Consider the following 21,950-nt stretch of genomic DNA (forward strand, 5'->3'; position numbering starts at 1 on the left):
TGCGGAGCCCCGGGACGCGCGTGCCGCGTCAGAGGTTGGTCATGTCCACGGGGATACGGGCGTCGACGCCGTCCCGGAGAACCGTGGCCTCGATCAGACCGTACGGGCGGTCCGCGGCGAAGTAGACCTCGTTGTCGTTCTTGAGGCCGAAGGGCTCAAGGTCCACGAGGAAGTGGTGCTTGTTCGGGAGCGAGAAGCGGACCTCGTCGATCTCCGAACGGTGGTTGATGATGCGCGAACCCATCTGGTACAGGGTCTGCTGCAGCGACAGGGAGTAGGTCTCCGCGAAGGCCTGCAGCATGTGCTTGCGGGTCTCGGCGTAGGACTTCTCCCAGTTGGGCATCCGCTGGTCGTCGTCGGACCAGCCGAAGCGCCAGCGGGCCGACACCTGGGTGGCGAGGATGCGGTCGTACGCTTCCTTCAGGGTCGTGTACTTGTCCTTCACGTAACCCCAGAACTCGGAGTTCGTGGAGTTCATGACGACGAGGTCCTTGAGGCCGGAGATGACCTCCCAGTTCTTGCCGTCGTACGTGATCTGGGTGACGCGGGTCTCGCCGCCGTCGCGGACGAACGAGTGGTTCACCTCGTCGGAGCCGATGAACTTGGAGTTGGCGTCCGAGGTGGCGATCCGGGACCAGGCGTACTCCTCGATCCGGATGCGCGCCTTCTGGATCGGCTCCTGGCTGTTCACGAACCAGCGCGCCAGGTGGATGCCGAACTGCTCGGCGGACTCGATGCCGTACTCCTTGGCGAACGCGTACACCGTGTTCTTGGTGGTGTCCGTCGGCAGGACGTTGGCGTTCGAGCCGGAGTAGTGGACGTCGTCCATGTCGCCGGAGAGGGCGACCGAGACGTTCAGGTCCTTGATGTGGTGGGTGTCGCCGTCCCGCGTGATCTTGACGACGCGGTTCTCTGCTTTGCCGTACTGGTTCTGGCCCAGAATGGTGGCCATGCTAGCTCCCTCGGTAAACGGAGTAGCCGAACGGGTTGAGCAGCAGCGGTACGTGGTAGTGCTCGCCCGGGTTCACCGCGAAGGTGATGGTGACCTCGGGGAAGAACGCACCGCTGTCCCTTACGCGGGGGGCGTCCTGCTGTGCCTCGGCGGCTTGCCTCTTCGAAAAGTACGTCTCGGTCTCGAAGTCGAGACGCACGTGGGTGGTGCCCTCCGGCAGCGCCGGCAGGTCCTTGCAGCGCCCGTCCGCATCGGTGGCGGAGCCGCCCAGGGCCGCCCATTCGCCGTCCGGACCCGTACGGGCCGACAGGGAGATGGCGACGCCCTCGGCGGGCTTGCCGATGCTGGTGTCCAGGATGTGCGTGGACACCGACGCGGTGGTCTCGGTGCTCATGATCGGGCTCACTCTCCTTCAACGAGTTCGACGAGGCGGGTCAGGCGGATCTTGTTGATCTTGACGAGCTCGCCGCGGGCGATTTCCCGCTCCCGCTCCGGCGAGTTGTCGATCCGGACCTTGACCGCGTCCCGCATGAACTCACCGGTCGCCCCGGTGGCGCAGATGAGGAAGACGTGGCCGAACTTCTCCTGGTACGCCAGGTTCAGTTCGAGGAGCTCGTTCTTGAGCTCCTCCGAGGCGCCGGCCATGCCACGCTGCTCGCGGGCGGAGGTCGGGTCTCCCGGCTTCGGCCGGCCGATCGGCGCGTGGCCTCCCATCGCTTCGCCCAGGTCCTCCGCGGTGAGCTCCGCCATGGCGGCTTCGTTCGCGGCGAACAGGGACTCTGCGGTGGCGAAGGGGCGCTGGGCGAGCATCTTGCTCCCCCACGCCGAACTGGCGCACACCTCGTGCAGCTCGGCCGTGGCCGCGCTGTCGTCCAAGGTGTTGAACCGGGTGAGACCCGGGGTCGGACTCGAAGTCACGGTAGGCCTCCGTGGCCTGTTGTTGCTTTGACGGGCTGCGCATAGCTAACGCCCTCGACAACACGGCGTCAACACTTTGTTGAAACTTCCCGTACACAAAAGCCGCCGCCCGGGTGAATTGGGCGGCGGCTCGTCACTCAGGGTCAGCAGTCTTTCACTCCTGGCTGCTCTTGGCACCGCCTTTGGGGCCGGAATCCCGGTTCAAGTAGTTGTAGACCGTGAAACGGCTTACGCCCAGGGCGCCCGCGACCGTTTCCACACCGTGCCGCACGGAGAAGGCGCCCCGCGCCTCCAGTATCCGCACCACGTCCTGCTTGGACTTCCGGTCGAGCTGCGACAACGGTACGCCGTGCCGGCGCTCCAGGGCCGCCAGGATGTGGTCCAGCGAGTCCGAGAGCTGCGGCAGCCGTACGGCCAGCAGGTCCTGGCCCTCCCAGCTGAGCACGACGTCGTCCGGCTGTGCCAGGGCCGGGTCCATCAGCTCGCCGCCCATGGCGTCCACCAGCGGCTTGACCGCGGTGACGAAGGGGTGGTCACGGGGCTCGGTCATGGGGTGTCCTCCCCGATCACGTTGACCTGGAGCGAGACACGCGTGGCTCCGGCCCCCAGGGAGTCGCGCAGCAGCGCCCCCACCGCGGCCAGCACCTGGTCGGCCTCGCCCTCGGCGGTGTTGCCGAACGGGCCGACGTCCACCGCGTCCAGCTGGGCCTTCTGGATGACCTCACGCGCGGCCACGGCATGGGCAGGAGCCTCTTCGAGGTCGAAGGGCTCGGTCGTGAACTCCACTCTCAATCGCACGCCGTCAAGCTACCGCGCTGTGTCGATTTTCCGGCAGTCCGCACTTGACATCCGCGCGGGACCCCATGCAGTCTTCCATCAAGCAGAAACTAACTTCCGCAATACGGAAGGAGCGCACACCCCTCATGGGATACACGGACCAGCGCTTCGATGTAAACCTTTCGATCCTCTTCACGGAACTCCCGCTCCTGGAGCGTCCCGCGGCCGCCGCCGCGGCGGGCTTCACGGCGGTCGAGCTGTGGTGGCCCTGGATCGAGACCCCCACCCCCGCCCAGGAAGAGCTGGACGCCCTCAAGAAGGCTCTTGAGGACGCCGGCACCCAGCTGGTGGGCCTGAACTTCTACGCCGGCCAACTGCCGGGCCCGGACCGCGGCGCGGTCTCGGTCCCCGGTGCGGAGTCGGAGCGCTTCAACGCCAACATCAACGTGGCCGCGGACTTCGCGGCCTCGGTCGGCTGCAAGGCGCTGAACGCCCTGTACGGCAACCGCGTCGAAGGCGTGGACCCGGCCGTCCAGGACGAGCTCGCACTGAAGAACCTGGTCGTGGCGGCCCAGGCCGCGGACCGCGTCGGCGCGATCCTCCTGATCGAGACCCTCAACAAGCCCGAGTCGCCGCTCTACCCGCTGGTGAGCGCCCCGGCCGGCATCGAGGTGGTGGACAAGGTGAACGAGGCCACCGGCCTCGGCAACGCCAAGTTCCTGCTCGACCTGTACCACCTGGCGATGAACGATGAGGACCTCTCCGAGGTCATCGAAAAGTACGCCGCCAAGACCGGGCACGTCCAGATCGCGGACAAGCCCGGACGAGGTGCCCCCGGCACCGGCGAGCTGCCCCTCGAGGAGCTGCTCGACCAGCTGAAGAAGGCCAGATACGAGGGCTACGTAGGCCTGGAGTACAAGGCCGCCGACGCTGCCGCGTCCTTCGCATGGCTGCCGGCCGAGGCCCGCGCCGCGAAGTAGGCGGACAAAGTCCAGGCGATCAGCCAGGCACGTCACGAACTTTTCGTACAAAGCATTAAGAGAAGGACCCTCATCATGAGCAACCTCCCCAAGATCGCGTGGATCGGGCTCGGCATCATGGGCTCCCCCATGGCCGAGAACCTCCTGAAGGCCGGCTACTCGGTCACCGGCTTCACCCTGGAGCAGGACAAGCTGGACCGTCTGGCCGCCGCCGGCGGCTCCGCGGCCGGCTCGATCGCCGAGGCCGTCAAGGACGCCGACGTCATCATCACGATGGTGCCCGCCTCCCCGCAGGTCGAGGCCATCTCCTACGGTGAGAACGGCATCCTCGAGAACGCGAAGTCCGGCGCGCTGATCATCGACATGTCGTCGATCACCCCGCAGACCTCGGTCGACCTCGCGAAGAACGCCGCCGAGAAGGGCATCCGCGTCCTCGACGCCCCGGTGTCCGGCGGCGAGGCCGGCGCCATCGAGGCCGTCCTGTCGATCATGGTGGGTGGCGAGCAGGCCGACTTCGACGCCGCTCTGCCGATCCTCGAGGCGCTCGGCAAGGTCATCGTCCTGTGCGGTCCGCACGGCTCCGGCCAGACGGTGAAGGCCGCCAACCAGCTCATCGTCGCGGTGAACATCCAGGCGTGCGCCGAGGCCGTCGTCTTCCTCGAGAAGTCCGGCGTGAACCTCCAGGCCGCCCTGGACGTCCTCAACGGCGGTCTGGCCGGCTCCACGGTCCTGACCCGCAAGAAGGACAACTTCCTGAACCGCGACTTCAAGCCCGGTTTCCGGATCGACCTGCACCACAAGGACATGGGCATCGTCACCGACGCCGCCCGCAACGTCGGTGCGGCCCTCCCGGTCGGCGCGGTCGTCGCCCAGCTGGTCGCCTCCCTGCGCGCCCAGGGTGACGGCGGCCTGGACCACTCCGCCCTGCTCCGTGCGGTCGAGCGCCTCTCCGGCGCTCAGATCTGAGCACTTCCCCTCTCGCAGGGGATCCGAGTCTCCGGACGGCGCCGGTGCTGACACCTGTCCTGTCGCGCCCAAGTGCCGGCGCCGTCCGGATCACCACTCGCCTTTTCAACTTCGTTCAACAAACTGTTGACGTTTAGTTGCCGCCGAAATTAGGCTGTTCCGCATGACGGAAGACGCTTTCCGTCAGCAGTTACCCGTACGGAAGGTCACCATGTCGAAGCGCACGCTGACGACCGAGTCCGGCGCCCCGGTCGCCGACAATCAGAACTCCGCCACCGCCGGCGTCGGTGGCCCGCTCCTGGTCCAGGACCAGCAGCTCCTCGAGAAGCTTGCCCGCTTCAACCGTGAGCGCATCCCGGAGCGTGTGGTGCACGCCCGCGGTTCCGCCGCGTACGGCTACTTCGAGGTGACGGACGACGTCACCGCGTACACCAGCGCCGCGTTCCTGAACACGGTCGGCAAGAAGACCGAGACCTTCCTGCGGTTCTCCACCGTCGCCGACTCGCTCGGCGGCGCGGACGCGGTCCGCGACCCGCGCGGCTTCGCGCTCAAGTTCTACACCGAAGAGGGCAACTACGACCTCGTCGGCAACAACACCCCGGTGTTCTTCATCAAGGACCCGATCAAGTTCCCCGACTTCATCCACTCCCAGAAGCGCGACCCCTTCACGGGCAAGCAGGAGCCGGACAACGTCTGGGACTTCTGGGCGCACGCCCCCGAGGCGACGCACCAGATCACCTGGCTGATGGGTGACCGCGGCATCCCGGCGTCGTACCGTCACATGAACGGCTACGGCTCCCACACGTACCAGTGGACCAACGAGTCGGGCGAGGCCTTCTTCGTCAAGTACCACTTCAAGACCAACCAGGGCATCCGGTGCCTGTCGAGTGAGCAGGCCGCCGAGCTCGTCGGCAAGGACGCGAACTCGCACCAGACCGACCTGCTCCAGGCGATCGAGCGCGGTGTGAACCCGAGCTGGACCCTCTACGTCCAGATCATGCCCGCCGCCGAGGCCGCGGACTACCGCTTCAACCCGTTCGACCTCACCAAGGTGTGGCCGCACGCGGACTACCCGCTGCAGCGCGTGGGCCGTCTGGTCCTCGACCGCAACCCGGACAACGTCTTCGCCGAGGTCGAGCAGTCCGCCTTCTCCCCGAACAACTTCGTCCCGGGCATCACCGCCTCGCCGGACAAGATGCTCCAGGGCCGTCTCTTCGCGTACGCCGACGCCCAGCGCTACCGCCTCGGTGTGAACCACACCCAGCTGCCGGTCAACGCCCCGAAGGCGACGAAGGCCGACAACTACGGCCGCGACGGCGTCATGGCGTTGCGCAACGGCTCGCGCCACGACAAGAACTACGAGCCCAACTCGTACCAGGGCCCGGCCGAGACCGGCCTGGCGCTGGGCGCCCCGAAGGCCGTCTCCGGCTACACGGGCACCCACGAGGCCCCGGCCCACACCAAGGACGACGACTTCTTCCAGGCCGGTGAGCTCTACCGCCTGATGTCGGAGGCCGAGAAGCAGCGTCTGGTGGCGAACATCGCCGGCGGGCTGTCTCAGGTCACCCTCGAGGACGTCATCGAGAAGAACCTGGCTCACTTCCACGCCGCGGACGCCGACTACGGCCGTCGCGTCGAGGAGGCCGTGCGCGCCCTGCGCGACGCCTGAGCCGCACAGCTGTACCGGGGGCCTGACGGGAGGTCGGGCCCCGGGTGCTGAGCCCGACCCGTGGACCCGGATGAGGGGTGGTACGCGGCGAGGGCAGGACGAGGACCGTGGCGGGCGTGCGAGCCAGTGCGGTGGTAATGGGTTCCGAGGCCCGTCTCTTGACCTGAGGGAGACGACGCCGGAGTTCTCGTCGCCGACCGCCACGGTCCCAGCCACTCCTCTCCATGAGGGGCCACGCACAGGGCCCCCTCACACACAGAGGAGAACCTTCCGACTCCGCCCGGCGGTGCGAACGTCCTGTCGCGCCAGCCTCGCTCCGTCGGGCGGTAACCACCAGAGAGCCGAGTCACGGACGGTCCCGTGACTCGGCTCTTTGCCGTTCAGACCGAACGGGCCGCCGTCCGGATGGTCCAGGACCGCCTCGGGCTCGGACGGCACGGGGGTGTGGGAGGACTCGACCTCGGCGAGGGTGGCGGCCCGTGCGATGGGCGCAGAACCGCTGGAGCTCCGGGTTGACCGCATGGTCCCGCGTGGCAACGAGGAACCAACTGGCCTGGTCCGCCAGGCCGGATCGTCGAGCCCGGCGCCCAGGACCTCCGCGCGCGGGGCGCCCTGCGTCACCCACACCAGCAGCTGCTCCTCCCGCGGCAGGTCCCCGCAGAAGTCGGAGGTGCCGTCACGGGCGGTCCAGCTGCGTCCGTCGTCGTTGTCCAGGTGGCCGCCCCAGGAGCGCCCCACGAGGACGGCCGGGGCGCTGACACCCCCCGGGGCACGGTGGTCGGCGTTCACGTCCCCCTCCAGGGAGTCCAGGGTGTTCTGCGCGGAGACGACCTCGCGGCCCACGTACGGACTCCTCAGCCCGCCGGGCACCCCCGGCAGTCCACACCGATCCCCGCCGCCCCACCGCATCCCGGCGCCCTCTCCCCTGCCCCGTTTCCACGAGGGGGAGCTACCGGGCCGGCCCCGCAACCCCGCAACCCCCGTACCCCCCAACGCCCTGCGGCCCCTGCCCCTCCTTCCGGAGGGGCAGGGGCCGCAGGGTGTGTACGGGGTGCGATCAGACCTTGAGGGTCTTGATCGCGGTCGGGGCGTGGCCCGGCTCGGTCGCGAGCTCCTCGAACTCGGTGACGTCGCTCATGTCGACCGTCTTGCTCATCGCGATGTTGGTGACGCGCTCCAGGATCGCCTCGACGACGACCGGGACCTGGAACTCCTGGGCCAGCTTCTTGGCCTCCTCGAAGGCCTCGCCCAGCTTGTCCGGGTCGGTGACGCGGATGGCCTTGACGCCCAGGCCCTCGGCGACCTTGACGTGGTCGACACCGTAGACACCCAGCTCGGGGGTGTTGATGTTCTCGAACTCCAGGTTGACCTCGAAGTTGATGCCCAGGCCGCCCTGCGCCTGACGGATCAGACCCAGGTAGGCGTTGTTCACGAGGACGTGGACGTAGGGGACCTTGTGCTGCGCGGCGACCGCGAGCTCTTCGATCATGAACTGGAAGTCGTAGTCGCCCGAGAGCGCGACGATCGGGGTCTGCGGGTCCGCGGTGGCGGCACCGATGGCGGCCGGGATGGTCCAGCCGAGCGGGCCGGCCTGGCCGCAGTTGATCCAGTGGCGCGGGCGGTAGACGTGCAGGAACTGCGCGGCCGCGATCTGGGAGAGACCGATGGTGGTGACGTAGCGGGTCTCCGGGCCGAAGGCCTTGTTCATCTCCTCGTAGACGCGCTGCGGCTTCAGGGGGATGTTGTCGAAGTGCGTACGGCGCTGCAGGGTGGCCTTGCGCTCCTGCGCCGAGGCGGCCCAGGCGGAGAAGTCCGGCAGCTTGCCCTCGGCCTTCAGCTCCTTGGCGATCTCGATGAAGAGCTCCAGCGCGACCTTGGCGTCGGAGGCGATGCCGAAGTCCGGGGCGAAGATCTTGCCGAGCTGGGTGGGCTCGATGTCGACGTGGACGAACTTGCGGCCCTTGGTGTAGGCGTCGAGGTTGTAACCGGTGTGACGGTTGGCCCAGCGGTTGCCGATGCCGAAGACGAAGTCCGACTCCAGGAAGGTCGCGTTGCCGTAGCGGTGCGCGGTCTGGACGCCGACCATGCCGGCGGCCAGCTCGTGGTCGTCCGGGATGGTGCCCCAGCCCATGAGGGTGGAGATGACCGGGACGCCGGTCAGCTCGGCGAACTCGACCAGCAGGTCGGAGGCGTCGGCGTTGATGATGCCGCCACCGGCGACGATCAGCGGGCGCTCCGACTCCAGCAGGAACTGCAGGGCCTTGGCGGCCTGGGCGCGGCTGGCCTGCGGCTTGTAGACCGGCAGCGGGGTGTAGGTCTCGGGGTCGAACTCGATCTCGGTCAGCTGGACGTCGATCGGCAGGTCGATCAGGACCGGGCCGGGGCGGCCGGAGCGCATCAGGTGGAAGGCCTCCTGGAACACGCCCGGAACCTGCGCGGCCTCCAGGACGGTCGTGGCCTTCTTGGTGACGGGCTTGGCGATCGAGGCGATGTCGACGGCCTGGAAGTCCTCCTTGTGGAGCTTCGAGACCGGAGCCTGACCGGTGATGCACAGGATCGGGATCGAGTCGGCGATCGCGGAGTACAGGCCGGTGATCATGTCGGTGCCGGCCGGGCCCGAGGTACCGATGCAGACACCGATGTTGCCCGCCTTGGCCCGCGTGTAGCCCTCGGCCATGTGCGAGGCGCCCTCGACGTGGCGGGCCAGCGTGTGCGCGATCCCGCCCACGTTCTTGAGCTCGCGGTAGAACGGGTTGATCGCAGCACCGGGCACGCCGAACGCTTGTTCGACACCCTCGAGCTTGAGGATCTCAACTGCAGCGGCGGCGGCTGTCATACGAGGCATCAGGTTCTCCTGCGGGTCTGGCGGTCAGGCTTTTCCGTCATCCGGAAGTTTTGTTCTGCTATACGGAACAAGCTAAGCGGCGGCTTCGTCGGCGTCAAGGCAGTGGGGGACCCCGGAACCGACCAAAAGCCGCGTCTTGCTCGGTGAGTTGCACAAATGACCGATCCGGCGACCCGAATCCCCTGGAAAAGGCGTGCGCCCTCGCCCCCGCGGTCGCCGGTGGTGGACCATGGACCTACGCACAGCGACGAGGGGGTACAGGTCTCATGGCGGAAGCGGTACCGGTGCGCTGCCCGGCGTGCCTGCGCGACAACGGCTACACCGCACCGGTCTTCCCCTGCGCCTGCGGAAGCCCGGTGCATCCCCCGCTGGACCTGGCCGCGCCGCCCGTGCCGCTGACGCACCGCACCTGGTCGGACAGCTGGGTGGCCGTGCGGTGCACGGCCTGCGGGCGGGAGAGCGAGTGGCCGCAGCCCGAGCTGGGCTGCGGATCGTGCGGGACGGTGGTGCGGATCCCGGTGCACCCGCTGGAGGGGGTCGACTCCGGAGACCGGGCCGCAGGCGGTGCCGGTGCGGGTGCGGGTGCGGGTGCGGGTGACGAGCCCGGACCGGCGGAGGCCGGCGGCGGGGTACGGAGGGACGGCGCGGCCACGGGGCAGGGGTCGGGCCCGGTCCCCGGCGGCCCGGACCGCCCCCGGTCCGACCCACGGCCGGATCCCCGCGAGGCGGGGCCCGGTCCGCGCGGGGCGGGGGCGGCGGGCGGCCCCGCCGACGCGCGGCCCGCACACGTGCCACCGCCGGCGCCGGCGCCACCGGCCGCTCCGCTGCCGCGGCCCGCCTTCCGGCCGGTGACCATCCGTACGGCCCGCGACGCGGTGGCCACGGCCGCGCTGTACCTGCGCTGGCTCGGTTTCCAGGACGTACGGCAGCCCGACGCGCGGCCGATCCCCTCCGCGGCCGTGGACCTGCGGGCCCCGGGACTGGTCGCCCAGGTGGACCCGACCACCGCGCCGGCCGGGCTGCGGGCGGTGGAGTGCGTCTGGCTGAACGGCCTCACCGCTTCCGCGACCAGCGTCTACTTCTCCCTCGCCGGGTACACGGAGGACGCCCGCACCCGCGCGGACGATCTCGGGATACCGCTGTTCGTCATGGACCTCACCGGGATGCCGCAGCCGGTCAACGACCCGGCGGACGAGCTGGTCGGGTCGGGGGCCTAGCTTTCCAGGGCCGCCCTGGGCGTCGGCGGGGTCCGCGGGAGGGGCGCTTAAGCTCGTAGGCGTTGCCTGCTTACGTCCTTACGCCTGCCGAGGAGAGCCCGATGAGCCTGTACGACATCCCGCTGACCACCCTGTCCGACGAGCCCACGAGCCTCGCGGCGCACAAGGGCAAGGCGATCCTCCTCGTGAACACGGCCTCGCAGTGCGGGCTCACCCCGCAGTACTCGGGACTGGCGCGTCTGCAGTTCAAGTACGAGGAGAAGGGCTTCACGGTCATCGGTGTGCCCTGCAACCAGTTCGGCGAGCAGGAGCCCGGCAACGCCGAGGACATCCAGACCTTCTGCGCGGCCGGTTTCGGCGTCACCTTCCCGATCCTGGAGAAGTCCGAGGTCAACGGCGAGAACCGGCACCCGCTGTACCGGGAGCTGGTGAAGACCCCGGACGCGGAGGGCGAGGCGGGGGACATCCAGTGGAACTTCGAGAAGTTCCTGATCTCCCCGGCCGGTGAGGTCGTCGCGCGCTTCCGTCCGCGTACCGAGCCCGAGGCCCCCGAGGTCATCGCCGCGATCGAGGCGCACCTCCCGGCGTAGGGGCGCGGCCGCGTACGGGACCCGCCGTACCGGCTCGGGTCAGCGCAGGTCGGCCTCGTCGTACTCACCCGTCGAGCCGGCGGCCGTCTGCTCCCGCAGCTCCACCCGGCGGATCTTGCCGGACACGGTCTTCGGGAGCTCGCCGAACTCGATGCGGCGGATCCTCTTGTACGGGGACAGCACCGCGCGGGAGTGCTCGAACAGCACCCGGGCCGTCTCCGGCCCGGGTTCCCAGCCGCCCGCGAGGGTGACGTACGCCTTCGGGACCGCCAGCCGCAGCTCGTCGGGGGCGGGGACGACGGCGGCCTCGGCGACCGCCTCGTGCTCCAGCAGGGCGCTCTCCAGCTCGAACGGGCTGATCTTGTAGTCGGAGGCCTTGAAGACGTCGTCGGAACGCCCCACGTAGGTGAGGTACCCGTCGGCGTCGCGGGCGGCGATGTCGCCGGTGCGGTAGAGCCCGTCCGCCATGGCCTCGGCGGTGCGCTCCGGGTCGTCGCGGTAGCCGGTGGTCACTCCGGCGGGCCGGGCGCCCAGGTTCACGCAGAGCTCGCCCTCGTCCGGGGACTCCTTCCCGGTGACGGGGTCCAGCAGCACGATCTCGTAGCCGGGCGCCGGTCGGCCCATGGAGCCGGGCTTGACCGGCACCCCGGGGAAGTTGCCGACCTGGAGGGTGGTCTCGGTCTGGCCGAAACCGTCGCGGATGGTGACGCCCCAGGCCTCGCGGACCCGGTCGATGACCTCCGGGTTGAGCGGCTCGCCGGCGGCGACGGCCTCGCGCGGGGGCCTGGCCAGCCGGGTGAGGTCGGATTGGATCAGCATCCGCCACACGGTGGGCGGGGCGCAGAAGGTGGTCACGCCGTGCCGGTCCATCTCGGCCATCAGCCGCTCGGGGTCGAAGCGGGTGTAGTTGTGGACGAAGACGGTGGCGCCGGCGTTCCACGGGGCGAAGAGGTTGGACCAGGCGTGCTTGGCCCAGCCGGGCGAGGCGATGTTGAGGTGCACGTCGCCGGGGCGCAGCCCGAGCCAGTACATGGTGGAGAGGTGCCCGATGGGGTACGAGGCGTGCGTGTGCTCGACGAGCTTCGGGCGGTCGGTGGTGCCGGAGGTGAAGTACAGCATCAGCGGGTCGGTCGCGAGGGTCTCCCCCTCGGGCGTGAAGGCGGTGTCCGCGCCCTGCATGTCCGCGAGCGGCCGCCAGCCCGCCGGGATCTGCCGTCCGGCGGCGATGCGGGTGTAGCCGCCCGGCACCTCCTCGAACTTGACCGTGTCCTCGGCGCGCGCGATGACGTGGCGTACCCCGCCGCGCTCGACGCGGTCGCGCAGGTCGGCCGGGCCGAGCAGGGGGGTCGCGGGGATGACGACGGCGCGCAGTTTCATCGCGCCGAGCATCACCTCCCACAGCTCGCGCTGGTTGCCGAGCATGACGAGGATCCGGTCGCCGGGCGCGACGCCCTGCTCGCGCAGCCAGTTGGCGGCCGCGCCGGAGAGTGCGGCCAGCTCGGCGAAGGTGAGGGCCTCGCTGGTGCCGTCCTCCTCGACGATGCGCAGGGCATCGGCGCCGTTCCCGGCCGCGATGTGGTCGAACCAGTCGAGCGCCCAGTTGAAACGGTGGGGGCGGGGCCAGGTGAATCCGCTGTGGGCGGCCTCGTAGTCACCGCGGCGCTCCAGCAGGAAGTCCCGCGCGGCGAGGAACTGGGCGGTGGCGCTGTTCTGCGTACTTTCGGTCGTCATGGCAGGTATCGTGCCGCGTCCGCCGTACGGACCACCAGTGCGACGCCCGGCGCGAGTTGACCGTTGGCGAGGATCCGGCCACGGCCGGCCGGATCACCGACTCCCGGCCGGAGCCGTTCGCACGGCCGTGAGCAGGCCGCTCGACCAGTCCATGCGGAGGGGTACGGCGGCAGCCCGCGCGGCCTTCGACCTCCGCCGGCAGGTGTTCGACGGCGGCCCCGTGGCCCTGCGGCCGGCCGGGTTGCGGAAGGAGGTCGTCGAAGCCCCGCGCGGCGCGGCGCGCCCCGCCGCGCAGGGCCGGCGGGGAATCCGCGGTCCGGCTCGGCATGCCGTCCGTCCCGGGACCACGCGGCCGGCGTGCGCCCCGTACAACTCCGCTTGGCACGGGCCCGGTTAGCGGGGCTCAGCTTCGGTACGCCGTCCCGAAGCGCACGGAAGCCCTGCCGGAAGCCCCTCCGGATGCCTCGCCCGCGCGCCTGCCCGTCTTCTCCGCCTCCCCGGTCATGTCGGCGATCATCCGCTCCCCCTCGGCGACGATCTCCTCCTTCTGCGCCTTCGAGACCCGGTCGAACAGCTCTACGGTGAGCACCGCCCCCTCCGACTTCCACAGCCCGGCGACGAACCCGTCGACGAGCAGGGTGCAGTGGGCCTGGTTCCCGCTCCAGGTACGGCCCTTGATCTCGGACGCGATCACGCGGGTGCGGTCGGCGTGCGAGAGGAGCAGGTTGTCGAACTCCGGGAGGAAGCGCGGCGGGGCCGGGGTGTCCGGGTCGGGGCGGGGCGCGTCGGGCAGGTCGAAGAGCTCGACGCCGTTCTCGTCCCGGAAGACCGCCAGGCCCGGCCGCAGCCGCTCGAAGGCCTCGCGCAGCCGGGTGAGCCCGGCCCAGACCTGCATGTCCTTGACGGAGGCGGGCCCGAAGGCGGCGAGGTAGCGCAGGACGACGTCGTCCACGGGCTGCGCCGCCCCGGCGGGCCGGCCGAGCCAGTGCTCGACGGTGGTGAGCCGTACCTGCCCACTGCTCCCCCACACGCCGCGCGGGGTGACCTGGACCAGCGGCAGCCGGCAGCGGGCGGCGACGGACAGCGACTGCGGGTCGGCCCCCGGCCACTCGCGAAGCAGCTCCTCGCGGATCTCGGCCATGGTGCGCGGCGCGCTCTCGACGAAGGTACGGGCCCGTTCGGCGAGCCGGTCCAGGTCCACCCCCACGAGCCCCTTGCGGAAATAGCCGACCTCGCGGTCGCGGGCGGGCTGGACAAGGGGGCGCAGGGTCAGGGCGTCGTGCGCGGTGTGGGTGTGGATGGTGGAGCGCATGGTGACCATCCGGACCACCTCCCGGGACTCCATGAGCCCGGCGAGCTCGGCGGGCCGGAAGCCGGCGAGGCGGGCGTGGAGCTGGAAGTACGGCGGCTTGACGTTCTGCGCCTGGAGTCCGAGCAGGTGGGTGACGGCGCCCTCCGCGGACATCTGGGCGCGGCTGAGCAGCAGCTGGCGGGCAAGAGTGGCACGGTTCAGAGCGCGGGTGCCGAGCACGGGATGCGTCGTCATGGAGGCCATGCCAACAAGCTAACCCCCCTTGCGGACAGCCTCCGTCCGCAACTCCCCGCTGGCGCACCTCCTCCCCTTGCGCTGTCCCCAGCAAGGCGGAGCGCGGCCTTGCCCGAATCGGTCACCACAGTGGTCGATGTGCCTCTGCCCAGCAGTACGTACAGGGCATGTCTAACGGTCCAGGCACCCTCGTAGCGGTCGCCGAACTTGTCCGTCTCGCCTCCCTCGGCCGCGGTGCCACCCCAGAAGGCTGCGTCAGACGCGCACTCGACCTCTCGCTCTCGGGCCAGCCCCGAACGTCTCGGTCGATCCTGGTCAGCGACCGAGCGCAACGGCCAGGAAGGCCGCGGTGATCGCCGGTAGCAGCATGACAATGGCGTACCGCACGCAGCGGTTCTTGGCTCGGGCGATCCTGCTGGTCTCCCTCAGCGCACGGAGCAGCCGAGGCTGGGGATCTGCGCCGTCCCGCCTGAGCCCAGCCGACAAATCGGCGCGCGTCTCTGCACGCACCACGTCTTCGTAGTATGCGAGGAGGCCGTGCCTCTCGCTGGCTCGTGCCCCACGGCGCGGGGCGAGAGCCAGGAGCAGGAACACCAACGCCCCTGTCGTGGTGGCCGCTGCCATCCACCACAAAGGGACGGCCCACACAACATCGAGGGGACGCCGTACGAGAAGGAGCCCGAAGAGCGTTCCCCCCGTAGCCAGAAGAATGGCTGCCTTGCCGTCAGCCCGGCCGATCTCCAAATAGTTCTGCGCGATGAGCTCTCGCGACAGAACCACCACGTGGTCCGCGTCCGAGGCATGGCGTTCGGGCCGAGTTCTCAACTGGGCGAGGCGAGACGGTAGAGCCCACATCACGGCGCCCCTCCGTGGAAGCCGTTCATGCCGCTGCGCGGTACACCCGTGTCGCCTATCCTGCGCAAGACCTCATCGCCCTGGGGTACGCCGACTTCGCTGAGGAGGCGCGCCAGGTTCACCCCGACGAAGCCCCGGTCCTCTTTCGTCAGTCCCTGAAGCGTTGCCGCCAGCGTCCGCTCCCATCCGTCCCGCTCGGTGAGCAGGTCGCCGTGTGCGACCGTCCAGTCGAGCACCTCCCTGGCCTGGTCGGGATGGTGAAGCAGCCAGAGCGCCGCCAGACCGACCGGCCCGCCGGCCACCACCTCGCGGTAGAAGCGGTACGCCGCGCGGTGGGCCTCGCCGAAGCCCGGCGGAAGGAGGAGCTCAGCAGGATGGCTTGAAGCCGGTAGGAGGCCGGCTGGAGGGTCCAGGAACCAGTAGGTCAGGCCCGCCCCGTCGATGTTCCGCGGCTGACCGGGGGGCTCGACCTGAGCGGTCCCGTACAGGGTCGGCGGCTGTCGAAGGGGATCAGAAGCACCCTGCAGTCCGGCACTTCCACGGATGGCCTGGTCGATCAACCGGCGCGCGGCGTCCTCCGTCAGGCCGCTGCGTGCCGCGACCACCGGATTGCTGACGTTCCAGGCGACTTCGTAGCGTGCTCGCGAAGGCGTTGATGTCGCAGGACCCCGGCGTGGCACCTCCACCACGATCCGGCGTTCTGCCAGCGAGACCCACCCGATCGAGTCGAACTCCCGTCGGAAGGCCGCCCCGATCGACGGTCGGGGGTATCCCCAGATGTCTCCGCCCCGGGGTGGCTCGAGGCGATCCGCTTCCTGATCCGAGAGGAAGACGAGCGCGCGATCCGAAGACGATCCGAACCGTTGCCGCAGCAGCTGCCGAACCGGTGAAGAACTGACCGACGTAAACAGTGGCCTGCTCATGACGCACTCCTCCTTCGCGATGTGTTCGTGTGATCTCGGTGGCGCCCCAGTAGGAAGCGGATGACTCCCCGACGATGGCGAGCGGTACGGGAGAGCTCACTCACCACTAGGTCGAAGGCTGTCCTCTGGAACATGTCGGGGTCGGCTTCAACCCGCCCAAGCCCTTGGGCCACCGCTTCGTACGTGGCCGGGTCGTCGAGACCCAGCACAACGAGGGCAAAACCCTGAGCCGGGTGGCACTCCAGAATGCGGGCCAGGCTCATCCGGACCGCACCCGGTGTACCCGGCTGAGGGAACGTCGAGAGGGACATGGAGTGGATCACGTGCACCGCCAGCGTGTGACGTGGTGTTCCCCTGCCGTCTCCCAGCCACCTCATCACCGCCTCCAGGACCTCGATGTGATTCGCCTGCTCGGTGAGGAGGGCGCCCAGCGCGAAGGAGACGGCGGAACGCAGTTTCGCGTCCAACTCCGGAGAGGAGCCACCAAGGACGTTGTCCAGGAGTTTGAGGGCGGCGGCCGGCCGGGCGAGCCCGTAGCTGCCCCCACAGGTCTCGGCGACAGTGCAGCGGAGAACTACGGATGACCGGCTGCTCCACCGACGCATCTGCTCCTTGACCGCACCGGAAACCAAGGGGTACTGGACGAGCTCTCCCAACGCCACCGCGACCAGCCGTCGGCGCCAGCGGTCCTCCGAGGAGGCGAACCGGTCCAGCTGAGTCAGCACGTCGGGGCCGGTGGCATGCGCGAGCACCCGGCCGATCGCCTTTCCAGCTGCCAGATCGAGGCCCGGCTGATAGTTCAGCTGCTCCAAAGCCCCCCACAGCGCCGCCGGCATGCCTTCGAAGTCCAGCCAAAGGTGGCGAAGAAGTGTCGCCGCGCGGTGCCTGCCCGAGAAAACGATCGGCTGCACGGGGTATCGAAACCGGTCCGCGGGAGAACTGCGTGGTGGCTCCGGGCATGCACCGATGGCTTCGAGGCGGTCTTCGAACGAGGGGCCGAGGACATCCGGCAACTGATCGTCCGGGGCCTGGTTCTGTCCCGTCCTTGCAACACGTGCACCGAGCATTGGCCGCATCTCGGCGGCGAACTGCTCGATCACCGTGCGGTCCTGTCCAGGGAGCAGAGCGACGGCCGCCATCAAGGAGACCTTGTCGGCACTGTGCCGAGCCTGAGCGAGCGCGGACCGGGCGGCGGCCTCGGTGCCGGTCAGGAGGTCCTCGAGCACGGACCCGATTGGTGCCGACGTCTCCGCGGACTGCCGCAACCCCTCCGCCAGGTCGACGGCATCACCGGGCAGTGGATGGGTCGAGAGGTAGGCAGTGGACTCGGGGGAGGCCAGGTTCCGCAGTGCGGTGTCGAGTTGCGGGCTATCGAGCCCCCCTTTGGCAGCCACGAGCCGCAGTCGCCTCTCTGCGACCTCGTGCGGTCCGGGTGCGGCATGCGCCTCTTCCCACCGGCTGGCGTCTGGCGGCAACCGGGCATCCTGCGCCATGGTGACGACCAGGTGAGCCCCGGCACCGCGCAACGCCTCGGCCAGGCCCGTCAGCCGCACTTCGTCGAGGGCCCGGGCCGAAGCCGCCGGCAACCCCTGCAGGAGGTACCCGCGGCCGGCCTTCGGCCGCCATGCCGACAGATCCGCCATCGCATCCAGGCCCGTGACACCGTCCTCGCCGTGCCTTTCAGCAAGAAGGGCGAACGCCGCCGTGCCGGCGCCCGTTCCGGCCCTCGCCCTGAGCAGCACGATCCGGCTGTCCAACGCCTTCCGGCAGCGTACGTACGACGGCGGTTCGACGAATCCGTGCAGCCTGTCGCGCACCTCTTCCGCCGGATAAGGCCCTTCTCGCAGGCGCGGTTTGAGGATTCCCTCGATGGCTTCGTCGTTCGACGCGGCGATGTGCAGGAAGTTGAAGTCGCCTCCGACGTTCCCCATGAACGCAACTCCGTTGTCCACCCTTTGGTGGCTCTCACGGAGGGAGTTCTGTTGCCCGGTCCCCGGTCCAACCGACGGATCGGCCTGATCGGCGTCCGTCTGGTCGTCCGGCTCGGCGGCCGGTCCAGGTCCGGCGTTCACCGGTGGTCCCCGTCACCGGTCCGCTTGACACCCGCAACGTTGTCTCCGCTGCCCCAGTGCTGGTTGGTCCCGCGGTACGTGGTCGCTGGTGCGGTATAGGTGAAGTCACGACCGACGTTGCCCATCACTGCGGCACCTTCCCCGACGTGCTGGGAGTTTCCGCGGTACTCCGTTCCGGAACCCTTGTCCGGTGCCACGGCGGGCTCCGCCGGCACCGCAGCTACGGGTTCCTCACGCGGCCGGATGCCCGCCCGCACGAGGTTCCCGGAGGGCGAAGGAACGTACAGCCAGGCCCGCTGCGAGAAGTTCTTGCCTTCGACGGTGGCCGACACTTCGACACATCGGTCGGGGTGGAGCCCCGTGTAGGCACCCAACACGACGTCTTCGTAGACCCGCTCCGAGACGATTGCGGCGAGGTGGGTCACCTCCTCGCTCGCCGCAGCGAGGATGGCCTTGACCGGACGCGAATCCAGCAGCCGATGCATGTCGTTGCGGGCCGTGCCGTTGCCGTCCCCGGGCTCGCCCCCGTCGGGCAACGGGCCGACGTGGATGCTGGCCCGGAGCCTGATCCGCGGACCAACGGCCTGCCGGTTGTACGAACCGAGCACGTCGTCCAGAACTCCCAGGAACGGCCAGAGCACGAAGGGCAGGTGCACCGGATCGAACCCGAAGACGACGCCGTCTCCCGTATTGGCGGGAAATCGCTGGGCATCGCGCAGCTGGTGCAGACCGGCCCGCTCCAGGGCCTGGTCCACCAGCTGGGGAATGAGCTGGCTGACCGGTCCGTGCTGAGCGGCCGGCAGTCCGGTGAAGTCCTTCGCGTCAACGGCGAACAGGGCGCGGTAGGGCGGGAGCGGCCGGCTTTCGGCATACGGAACAGGCACGGGTACAGACATGGAGGTCTCCTCACGGATGGTCCGGCAAGTAGCCGTAGTCGGGCTTGCTTCGAGGTTCCATCCGCGCCGCTCCGCCGAGTGCACAGCGCTGGGCGCACGGGGTGTGTCCCGGTTCACAGGCCGCCGTCCTCAGTCGGCCACCGCCCAGCGCTGCAGGGCTTCCACATCCCTGATGACGATCACCCTCCGCGCCGTTTCGACCAGCCCGACGGCCCGCAGCTGCCCCAACCCGCTGATGACCGCATTGCGTGTCACGCCGATCGCCTGCGCGACCTCTTCCTGATTCAGCCCCGTCAGCCGGACGGCGTTGCTCTCCGCCATCTGATCGGTGAGCACGGCCAACCTCAGCAGTGTGCGCGCCAGCCGCACGACCAATGGCAAGGTCTGCAGTTCTGCTCGGTGGATGTCGGACTCGCGCATCCTGGCGAGTGCCTGGCGCATCAGATGCATGACCAGTCCACGCTCCTCGACGAACTGGACGAAGCGCTGTGCGTCCAGAACGACTGCAGCGCAGGGCGTCAGGGCAACGACATCCGCCGTCCGCGAGGTCCCGTTGAAGACCGAGACTTCTCCGAGGAGGTCCCCCGGCCCTCGAAACGCGAGCCACGTCCTGGCTCCATTCGGTTCTCGGCAAACCACCTTGGCCAACCCGGAGGTGAGGGCGAGGAGGTGCGTCCCCGGGGATCCCTGCCGCAGCAGCACGCTGCGCTCGGGGTACATCCTGGTCACGCCTTGACTGCGCAGGTCGCGCCAGACTTCATCGGACAGCACGCGTCGCCTTCCCATCACGCCCACACCGGTGCATCTCGGACCCACGAGTTGTACGCCGATATTGCGGGCGGCATCGACGATCAGCTGACGTTGACCGAAAGCGATCGTGGCGGTCCCGCCCAGCGGGTCTCACCATGGCTGTCTCCGGGCGCGCCATGGAACCAGGACTCCTGAGCGATCCGATCGAACGCCCCTGATTCACTTACGGGCCGTGAGATCGGCGAGGAGGGCCACAACCGTGGCGGTTCCCACGACAGCGGCACCGGCTTCTGGTACGTACAGAGCCAGGATGGTGACGAGCAGACCGACCAGCAGAAGGACAGCAACACGCACGCTTGCGGGTTCCATGGACATTCGCCTTCCTTACGGGAGAGAACGGGGATGTGCATCCAGCGTGTGTCCCTCACGGAAGACCTTGACGACCTGAGACGCCACCTGACAGCTTCGGCCAAAATCCCCCGCCGCCCAACATGTTCTCGGCCGAGAATCGAAGATCTCGTGCACACCCGTCGGCCCGTCTGGTTCACAGGATGAAACAGGCCGACAGGGGGAATCGCATGGCGGGCGCCCAGTCTTGGAGGAAGCCGGACCTACACGGACGCCCCGTGCTCAAGAAGCTCAACGACGGCCTGCACGATCTACGACTGGACGCTGGGCTGCCGTCTGCACGCAGCATCCGTGACCGGATCGGGCAGGACGCCCAGGACTACTGGATCGTCAACCACCAGGCAGTGCTGGACACCTTCCAGAGGCCGGACCTCCCCAAGCTGGGCCGCCTGGAGCTCATCGTCACCGTCCTGTCCGAGGACTCAGGTCACGACGACCCCGAGGGCGAAGTCAAACGGTTCAAGGGGCTATGGAAGCAGGCGTACGACGAGACGGTCGCGCAAGCATCCGTGCAACCACCGCCCGAAGCCGCTGCTTCGGGCGTCAGCGACGAAGCGGGAATCCCCACCGACTCAGTGGATGCACCCGGCCAGGATGCCGAAGACGCGCAGCAACGAAGTACGCAAGGCACATCAGCTAATAAGGAGACGCCTCCTGACGTCGACGAAGCAGCTGCACGCGTCAACTACGCCGAGGAGTCCCTGAAGGGGTTGATCATCAACGCGGCGCAGGCCCTATGGGACGACAAGGATGCGCTGAGGGTCTTCCTCGGTGTCGTACGCCGCGGTGAAGGATTCGTCAAGCTGGCTGACGCCGTAGGTGAGAGCAGGCCGGCGAACGCCACGTACTACGGGGTCAAAAGCAGGGAGTTCGAGGTGGCCCCTTCGCCGGCGCGACATGAGTTGGTCATGCTGCACCGTCTCCTCCAGAAACACAGGGTCAAGCGACAGTGGTCGTTCACCTACCTGGGAGAAAAGACAGGCATTCCGTCAGATGCCTGGATCCGTTGGTACACCCACGAGGAGCTACCGACTCGTGAGGCGGTCGTGGCCTTCTCTCACGTGGCACACCTGATGCTCGAGGACCATGTGCTTCTCCTCGGGCTTTGGGAAGCGGCCCACGAGACATTGGAGGCGCAGTGTGGCTTCGATGACCTACCGGAACGTGTCAGCTTCGACGAGGCATGGTCGATGCGGGATCCGGCGACACCAACCTTGTGGGCACTCGCGGGGATCGCAGGAGAAGAACGGCGTGCGTACGGTCCTGACCTCGCAACCGGAACTGCTCCGGCATTCGTCGTGGCAGGGCCACGGGGGGTCAGGGCGGTCCACAGCACTGGTGAACATCTCACGCGCTCTGCTCGCTGCCAATGCCCTCGTCGTTCTGGTCGCACCAAGAGCCTCCCCCTTGCGAGAGGTGGCCGGTCAGAGCGGGGTAGTGGACTGCTTCGTACGCGATGAGCTCGGTACCGACGAACTCGAGGGAGCCCTGTCGTCGGCGTCGCCCGAAGAGCCGATCGTCGTAGTGATGGACGACGCAGAGGTCCTCGACAATTGTGACGCCGGACGTCTACTCAAGAGCGTCGTGCATCACGGATTCGAAGAAGGAACGGCTCTGGTGGTGGGCTGTCGCGAAGACAAACTCCCGTTCGGCTTCGGTTGGGCCGGGGAGACGAAGAAGGCCCACCGCGGCCTTCTGTTGTCCCCTCAGGAGCGGAGCACCGGCGATGTGATCGGCATCAGAATCGGCGACTCCATCACTGGCTGGCCTATCGCCCCTGGTCGGGGTTGGCTGCACCTCGGGGACGGCAAGCTGCTGCCTGTCGCTGTGCCGGGCTGAGGCCAGCCAAGAACAC

At 68.8% G+C, this 21,950-nt stretch carries 22 protein-coding genes; 7 read left to right on the plus strand and 15 right to left on the minus strand.

The annotated features are described in order from the left end of the window. Nucleotides 1-28: 28 nt before the first annotated feature. From pucL to ACZ6JT_RS06510, 5 genes are all read right to left on the minus strand, one after another. Complete coding sequence (gene pucL, locus ACZ6JT_RS06490) at nucleotides 29-952, minus strand: factor-independent urate hydroxylase (RefSeq protein ID WP_469207767.1); 924 nt, start codon at nucleotides 950-952, stop codon at nucleotides 29-31. 1 nt (nucleotide 953) lies between these two features. Next, nucleotides 954-1,346 carry a hydroxyisourate hydrolase gene (gene uraH / locus ACZ6JT_RS06495; protein WP_469207769.1) on the minus strand — a complete coding sequence of 131 codons (393 nt, stop codon included), beginning with the start codon at nucleotides 1,344-1,346 and terminating at the stop codon, nucleotides 954-956. 8 nt (nucleotides 1,347-1,354) lie between these two features. Then, complete coding sequence (gene uraD, locus ACZ6JT_RS06500) at nucleotides 1,355-1,870, minus strand: 2-oxo-4-hydroxy-4-carboxy-5-ureidoimidazoline decarboxylase (RefSeq protein WP_376613137.1); 516 nt, start codon at nucleotides 1,868-1,870, stop codon at nucleotides 1,355-1,357. A gap of 154 nt (nucleotides 1,871-2,024) precedes the next feature. Then, complete coding sequence (locus ACZ6JT_RS06505) at nucleotides 2,025-2,420, minus strand: helix-turn-helix domain-containing protein (RefSeq protein WP_469207771.1); 396 nt, start codon at nucleotides 2,418-2,420, stop codon at nucleotides 2,025-2,027. Continuing rightward, nucleotides 2,417-2,668, minus strand: coding sequence for a thiamine-binding protein (locus ACZ6JT_RS06510; protein ID WP_469207773.1), 252 nt, complete (start codon nucleotides 2,666-2,668; stop codon nucleotides 2,417-2,419). The genes ACZ6JT_RS06505 and ACZ6JT_RS06510 overlap by 4 nt, the downstream gene beginning before the upstream one ends. Before the next feature lie 125 nt (nucleotides 2,669-2,793). Between ACZ6JT_RS06510 and ACZ6JT_RS06515 the strand changes: the two genes are divergently transcribed. The 3 genes from ACZ6JT_RS06515 (at nucleotide 2,794) to ACZ6JT_RS06525 (ending at nucleotide 6,262) form a co-directional block, all read left to right on the plus strand. Continuing rightward, nucleotides 2,794-3,627, plus strand: coding sequence for a TIM barrel protein (locus ACZ6JT_RS06515; RefSeq protein WP_469207775.1), 834 nt, complete (start codon nucleotides 2,794-2,796; stop codon nucleotides 3,625-3,627). A gap of 75 nt (nucleotides 3,628-3,702) precedes the next feature. Then, nucleotides 3,703-4,593 carry a 2-hydroxy-3-oxopropionate reductase gene (locus tag ACZ6JT_RS06520; protein WP_469207777.1) on the plus strand — a complete coding sequence of 297 codons (891 nt, stop codon included), beginning with the start codon at nucleotides 3,703-3,705 and terminating at the stop codon, nucleotides 4,591-4,593. Nucleotides 4,594-4,804: 211 nt separating this feature from the next. Further along, nucleotides 4,805-6,262, plus strand: a complete 1,458-nt coding sequence (locus ACZ6JT_RS06525) for a catalase (protein ID WP_469208236.1) — start codon at nucleotides 4,805-4,807, stop codon at nucleotides 6,260-6,262. Between the two features lie 249 nt (nucleotides 6,263-6,511). Here the strand turns inward: ACZ6JT_RS06525 and ACZ6JT_RS06530 are convergent, their stop codons facing one another. Continuing rightward, nucleotides 6,512-7,105, minus strand: a complete 594-nt coding sequence (locus ACZ6JT_RS06530; RefSeq protein WP_469207780.1) for a hypothetical protein — start codon at nucleotides 7,103-7,105, stop codon at nucleotides 6,512-6,514. 214 nt (nucleotides 7,106-7,319) lie between these two features. Further along, entirely contained in the window at nucleotides 7,320-9,107 is a 1,788-nt protein-coding gene (gene gcl, locus ACZ6JT_RS06535; RefSeq protein WP_469207782.1) for a glyoxylate carboligase, read from the minus strand. Nucleotides 9,108-9,532: 425 nt separating this feature from the next. On the opposite strand from gcl, the gene ACZ6JT_RS06540 reads away from it, so the two are divergent. Both ACZ6JT_RS06540 and ACZ6JT_RS06545 read left to right on the plus strand, forming a co-directional pair. Next, the gene (locus ACZ6JT_RS06540) at nucleotides 9,533-10,324 is read left to right on the plus strand and encodes a hypothetical protein (RefSeq protein ID WP_469208238.1); all 792 of its coding nucleotides are present in this window, start codon (nucleotides 9,533-9,535) and stop codon (nucleotides 10,322-10,324) included. A gap of 101 nt (nucleotides 10,325-10,425) precedes the next feature. Then, nucleotides 10,426-10,914: a glutathione peroxidase gene (locus ACZ6JT_RS06545; RefSeq protein ID WP_376613151.1), complete on the plus strand. Its 489-nt coding sequence runs from the start codon at nucleotides 10,426-10,428 to the stop codon at nucleotides 10,912-10,914. A 39-nt stretch (nucleotides 10,915-10,953) separates the two neighbouring features. Here the strand turns inward: ACZ6JT_RS06545 and ACZ6JT_RS06550 are convergent, their stop codons facing one another. The 8 genes from ACZ6JT_RS06550 to ACZ6JT_RS06585 form a co-directional block, all read right to left on the minus strand. Continuing rightward, the gene (locus ACZ6JT_RS06550) at nucleotides 10,954-12,645 is read right to left on the minus strand and encodes an AMP-binding protein (protein ID WP_469207784.1); all 1,692 of its coding nucleotides are present in this window, start codon (nucleotides 12,643-12,645) and stop codon (nucleotides 10,954-10,956) included. Nucleotides 12,646-13,048: 403 nt separating this feature from the next. After that, the gene (locus ACZ6JT_RS06555; RefSeq protein ID WP_469207786.1) at nucleotides 13,049-14,200 is read right to left on the minus strand and encodes a winged helix DNA-binding domain-containing protein; all 1,152 of its coding nucleotides are present in this window, start codon (nucleotides 14,198-14,200) and stop codon (nucleotides 13,049-13,051) included. 306 nt (nucleotides 14,201-14,506) lie between these two features. Beyond that, complete coding sequence (locus ACZ6JT_RS06560) at nucleotides 14,507-15,046, minus strand: Pycsar system effector family protein (protein ID WP_469208240.1); 540 nt, start codon at nucleotides 15,044-15,046, stop codon at nucleotides 14,507-14,509. Beyond that, nucleotides 15,046-15,969, minus strand: coding sequence for a hypothetical protein (locus ACZ6JT_RS06565; RefSeq protein ID WP_469207788.1), 924 nt, complete (start codon nucleotides 15,967-15,969; stop codon nucleotides 15,046-15,048). The genes ACZ6JT_RS06560 and ACZ6JT_RS06565 overlap by 1 nt, the downstream gene beginning before the upstream one ends. Then, nucleotides 15,966-17,900, minus strand: coding sequence for a hypothetical protein (locus tag ACZ6JT_RS06570; RefSeq protein ID WP_469207790.1), 1,935 nt, complete (start codon nucleotides 17,898-17,900; stop codon nucleotides 15,966-15,968). Before ACZ6JT_RS06570 ends, ACZ6JT_RS06565 begins: the two co-directional genes overlap by 4 nt. A 137-nt stretch (nucleotides 17,901-18,037) precedes the next feature. After that, nucleotides 18,038-18,937 (minus strand): hypothetical protein, encoded by a 900-nt coding sequence (locus ACZ6JT_RS06575; protein WP_469207792.1) that lies wholly within the window; start codon nucleotides 18,935-18,937, stop codon nucleotides 18,038-18,040. Between the two features lie 129 nt (nucleotides 18,938-19,066). Next, entirely contained in the window at nucleotides 19,067-19,708 is a 642-nt protein-coding gene (locus ACZ6JT_RS06580) for a Crp/Fnr family transcriptional regulator (protein WP_469207794.1), read from the minus strand. A 198-nt stretch (nucleotides 19,709-19,906) separates the two neighbouring features. Further along, entirely contained in the window at nucleotides 19,907-20,062 is a 156-nt protein-coding gene (locus ACZ6JT_RS06585) for a hypothetical protein (RefSeq protein WP_469207796.1), read from the minus strand. 251 nt (nucleotides 20,063-20,313) lie between these two features. Here ACZ6JT_RS06585 and ACZ6JT_RS06590 point away from each other — a divergent pair, with 251 nt between their 5' ends. Together ACZ6JT_RS06590 and ACZ6JT_RS06595 are read left to right on the plus strand one after the other, a co-directional pair. Beyond that, entirely contained in the window at nucleotides 20,314-21,555 is a 1,242-nt protein-coding gene (locus ACZ6JT_RS06590) for a hypothetical protein (protein WP_469207798.1), read from the plus strand. Nucleotides 21,556-21,622: 67 nt separating this feature from the next. Continuing rightward, entirely contained in the window at nucleotides 21,623-21,934 is a 312-nt protein-coding gene (locus ACZ6JT_RS06595; RefSeq protein WP_469207800.1) for a hypothetical protein, read from the plus strand. Nucleotides 21,935-21,950: the final 16 nt, after the last annotated feature.

Source organism: Streptomyces sp. NPDC046308, assembly GCF_055588065.1.

Coding starts and splice junctions, on each gene's coding strand:
- pucL (WP_469207767.1), bottom strand. CDS start 952: ATGGCCACCATTCTGGGCCAGAACCAGTACGGCAAAGCAGAGAACCGC.
- uraH (WP_469207769.1), bottom strand. CDS start 1,346: ATGAGCACCGAGACCACCGCGTCGGTGTCCACGCACATCCTGGACACC.
- ACZ6JT_RS06505 (WP_469207771.1), bottom strand. CDS start 2,420: ATGACCGAGCCCCGTGACCACCCCTTCGTCACCGCGGTCAAGCCGCTG.
- ACZ6JT_RS06515 (WP_469207775.1), top strand. CDS start 2,794: ATGGGATACACGGACCAGCGCTTCGATGTAAACCTTTCGATCCTCTTC.
- ACZ6JT_RS06520 (WP_469207777.1), top strand. CDS start 3,703: ATGAGCAACCTCCCCAAGATCGCGTGGATCGGGCTCGGCATCATGGGC.
- ACZ6JT_RS06525 (WP_469208236.1), top strand. CDS start 4,805: ATGTCGAAGCGCACGCTGACGACCGAGTCCGGCGCCCCGGTCGCCGAC.
- gcl (WP_469207782.1), bottom strand. CDS start 9,107: ATGCCTCGTATGACAGCCGCCGCCGCTGCAGTTGAGATCCTCAAGCTC.
- ACZ6JT_RS06545 (WP_376613151.1), top strand. CDS start 10,426: ATGAGCCTGTACGACATCCCGCTGACCACCCTGTCCGACGAGCCCACG.
- ACZ6JT_RS06550 (WP_469207784.1), bottom strand. CDS start 12,645: ATGACGACCGAAAGTACGCAGAACAGCGCCACCGCCCAGTTCCTCGCC.
- ACZ6JT_RS06555 (WP_469207786.1), bottom strand. CDS start 14,200: ATGGCCTCCATGACGACGCATCCCGTGCTCGGCACCCGCGCTCTGAAC.
- ACZ6JT_RS06560 (WP_469208240.1), bottom strand. CDS start 15,046: ATGTGGGCTCTACCGTCTCGCCTCGCCCAGTTGAGAACTCGGCCCGAA.
- ACZ6JT_RS06565 (WP_469207788.1), bottom strand. CDS start 15,969: ATGAGCAGGCCACTGTTTACGTCGGTCAGTTCTTCACCGGTTCGGCAG.
- ACZ6JT_RS06570 (WP_469207790.1), bottom strand. CDS start 17,900: ATGGGGAACGTCGGAGGCGACTTCAACTTCCTGCACATCGCCGCGTCG.
- ACZ6JT_RS06575 (WP_469207792.1), bottom strand. CDS start 18,937: ATGTCTGTACCCGTGCCTGTTCCGTATGCCGAAAGCCGGCCGCTCCCG.
- ACZ6JT_RS06585 (WP_469207796.1), bottom strand. CDS start 20,062: ATGTCCATGGAACCCGCAAGCGTGCGTGTTGCTGTCCTTCTGCTGGTC.
- ACZ6JT_RS06595 (WP_469207800.1), top strand. CDS start 21,623: ATGGACGACGCAGAGGTCCTCGACAATTGTGACGCCGGACGTCTACTC.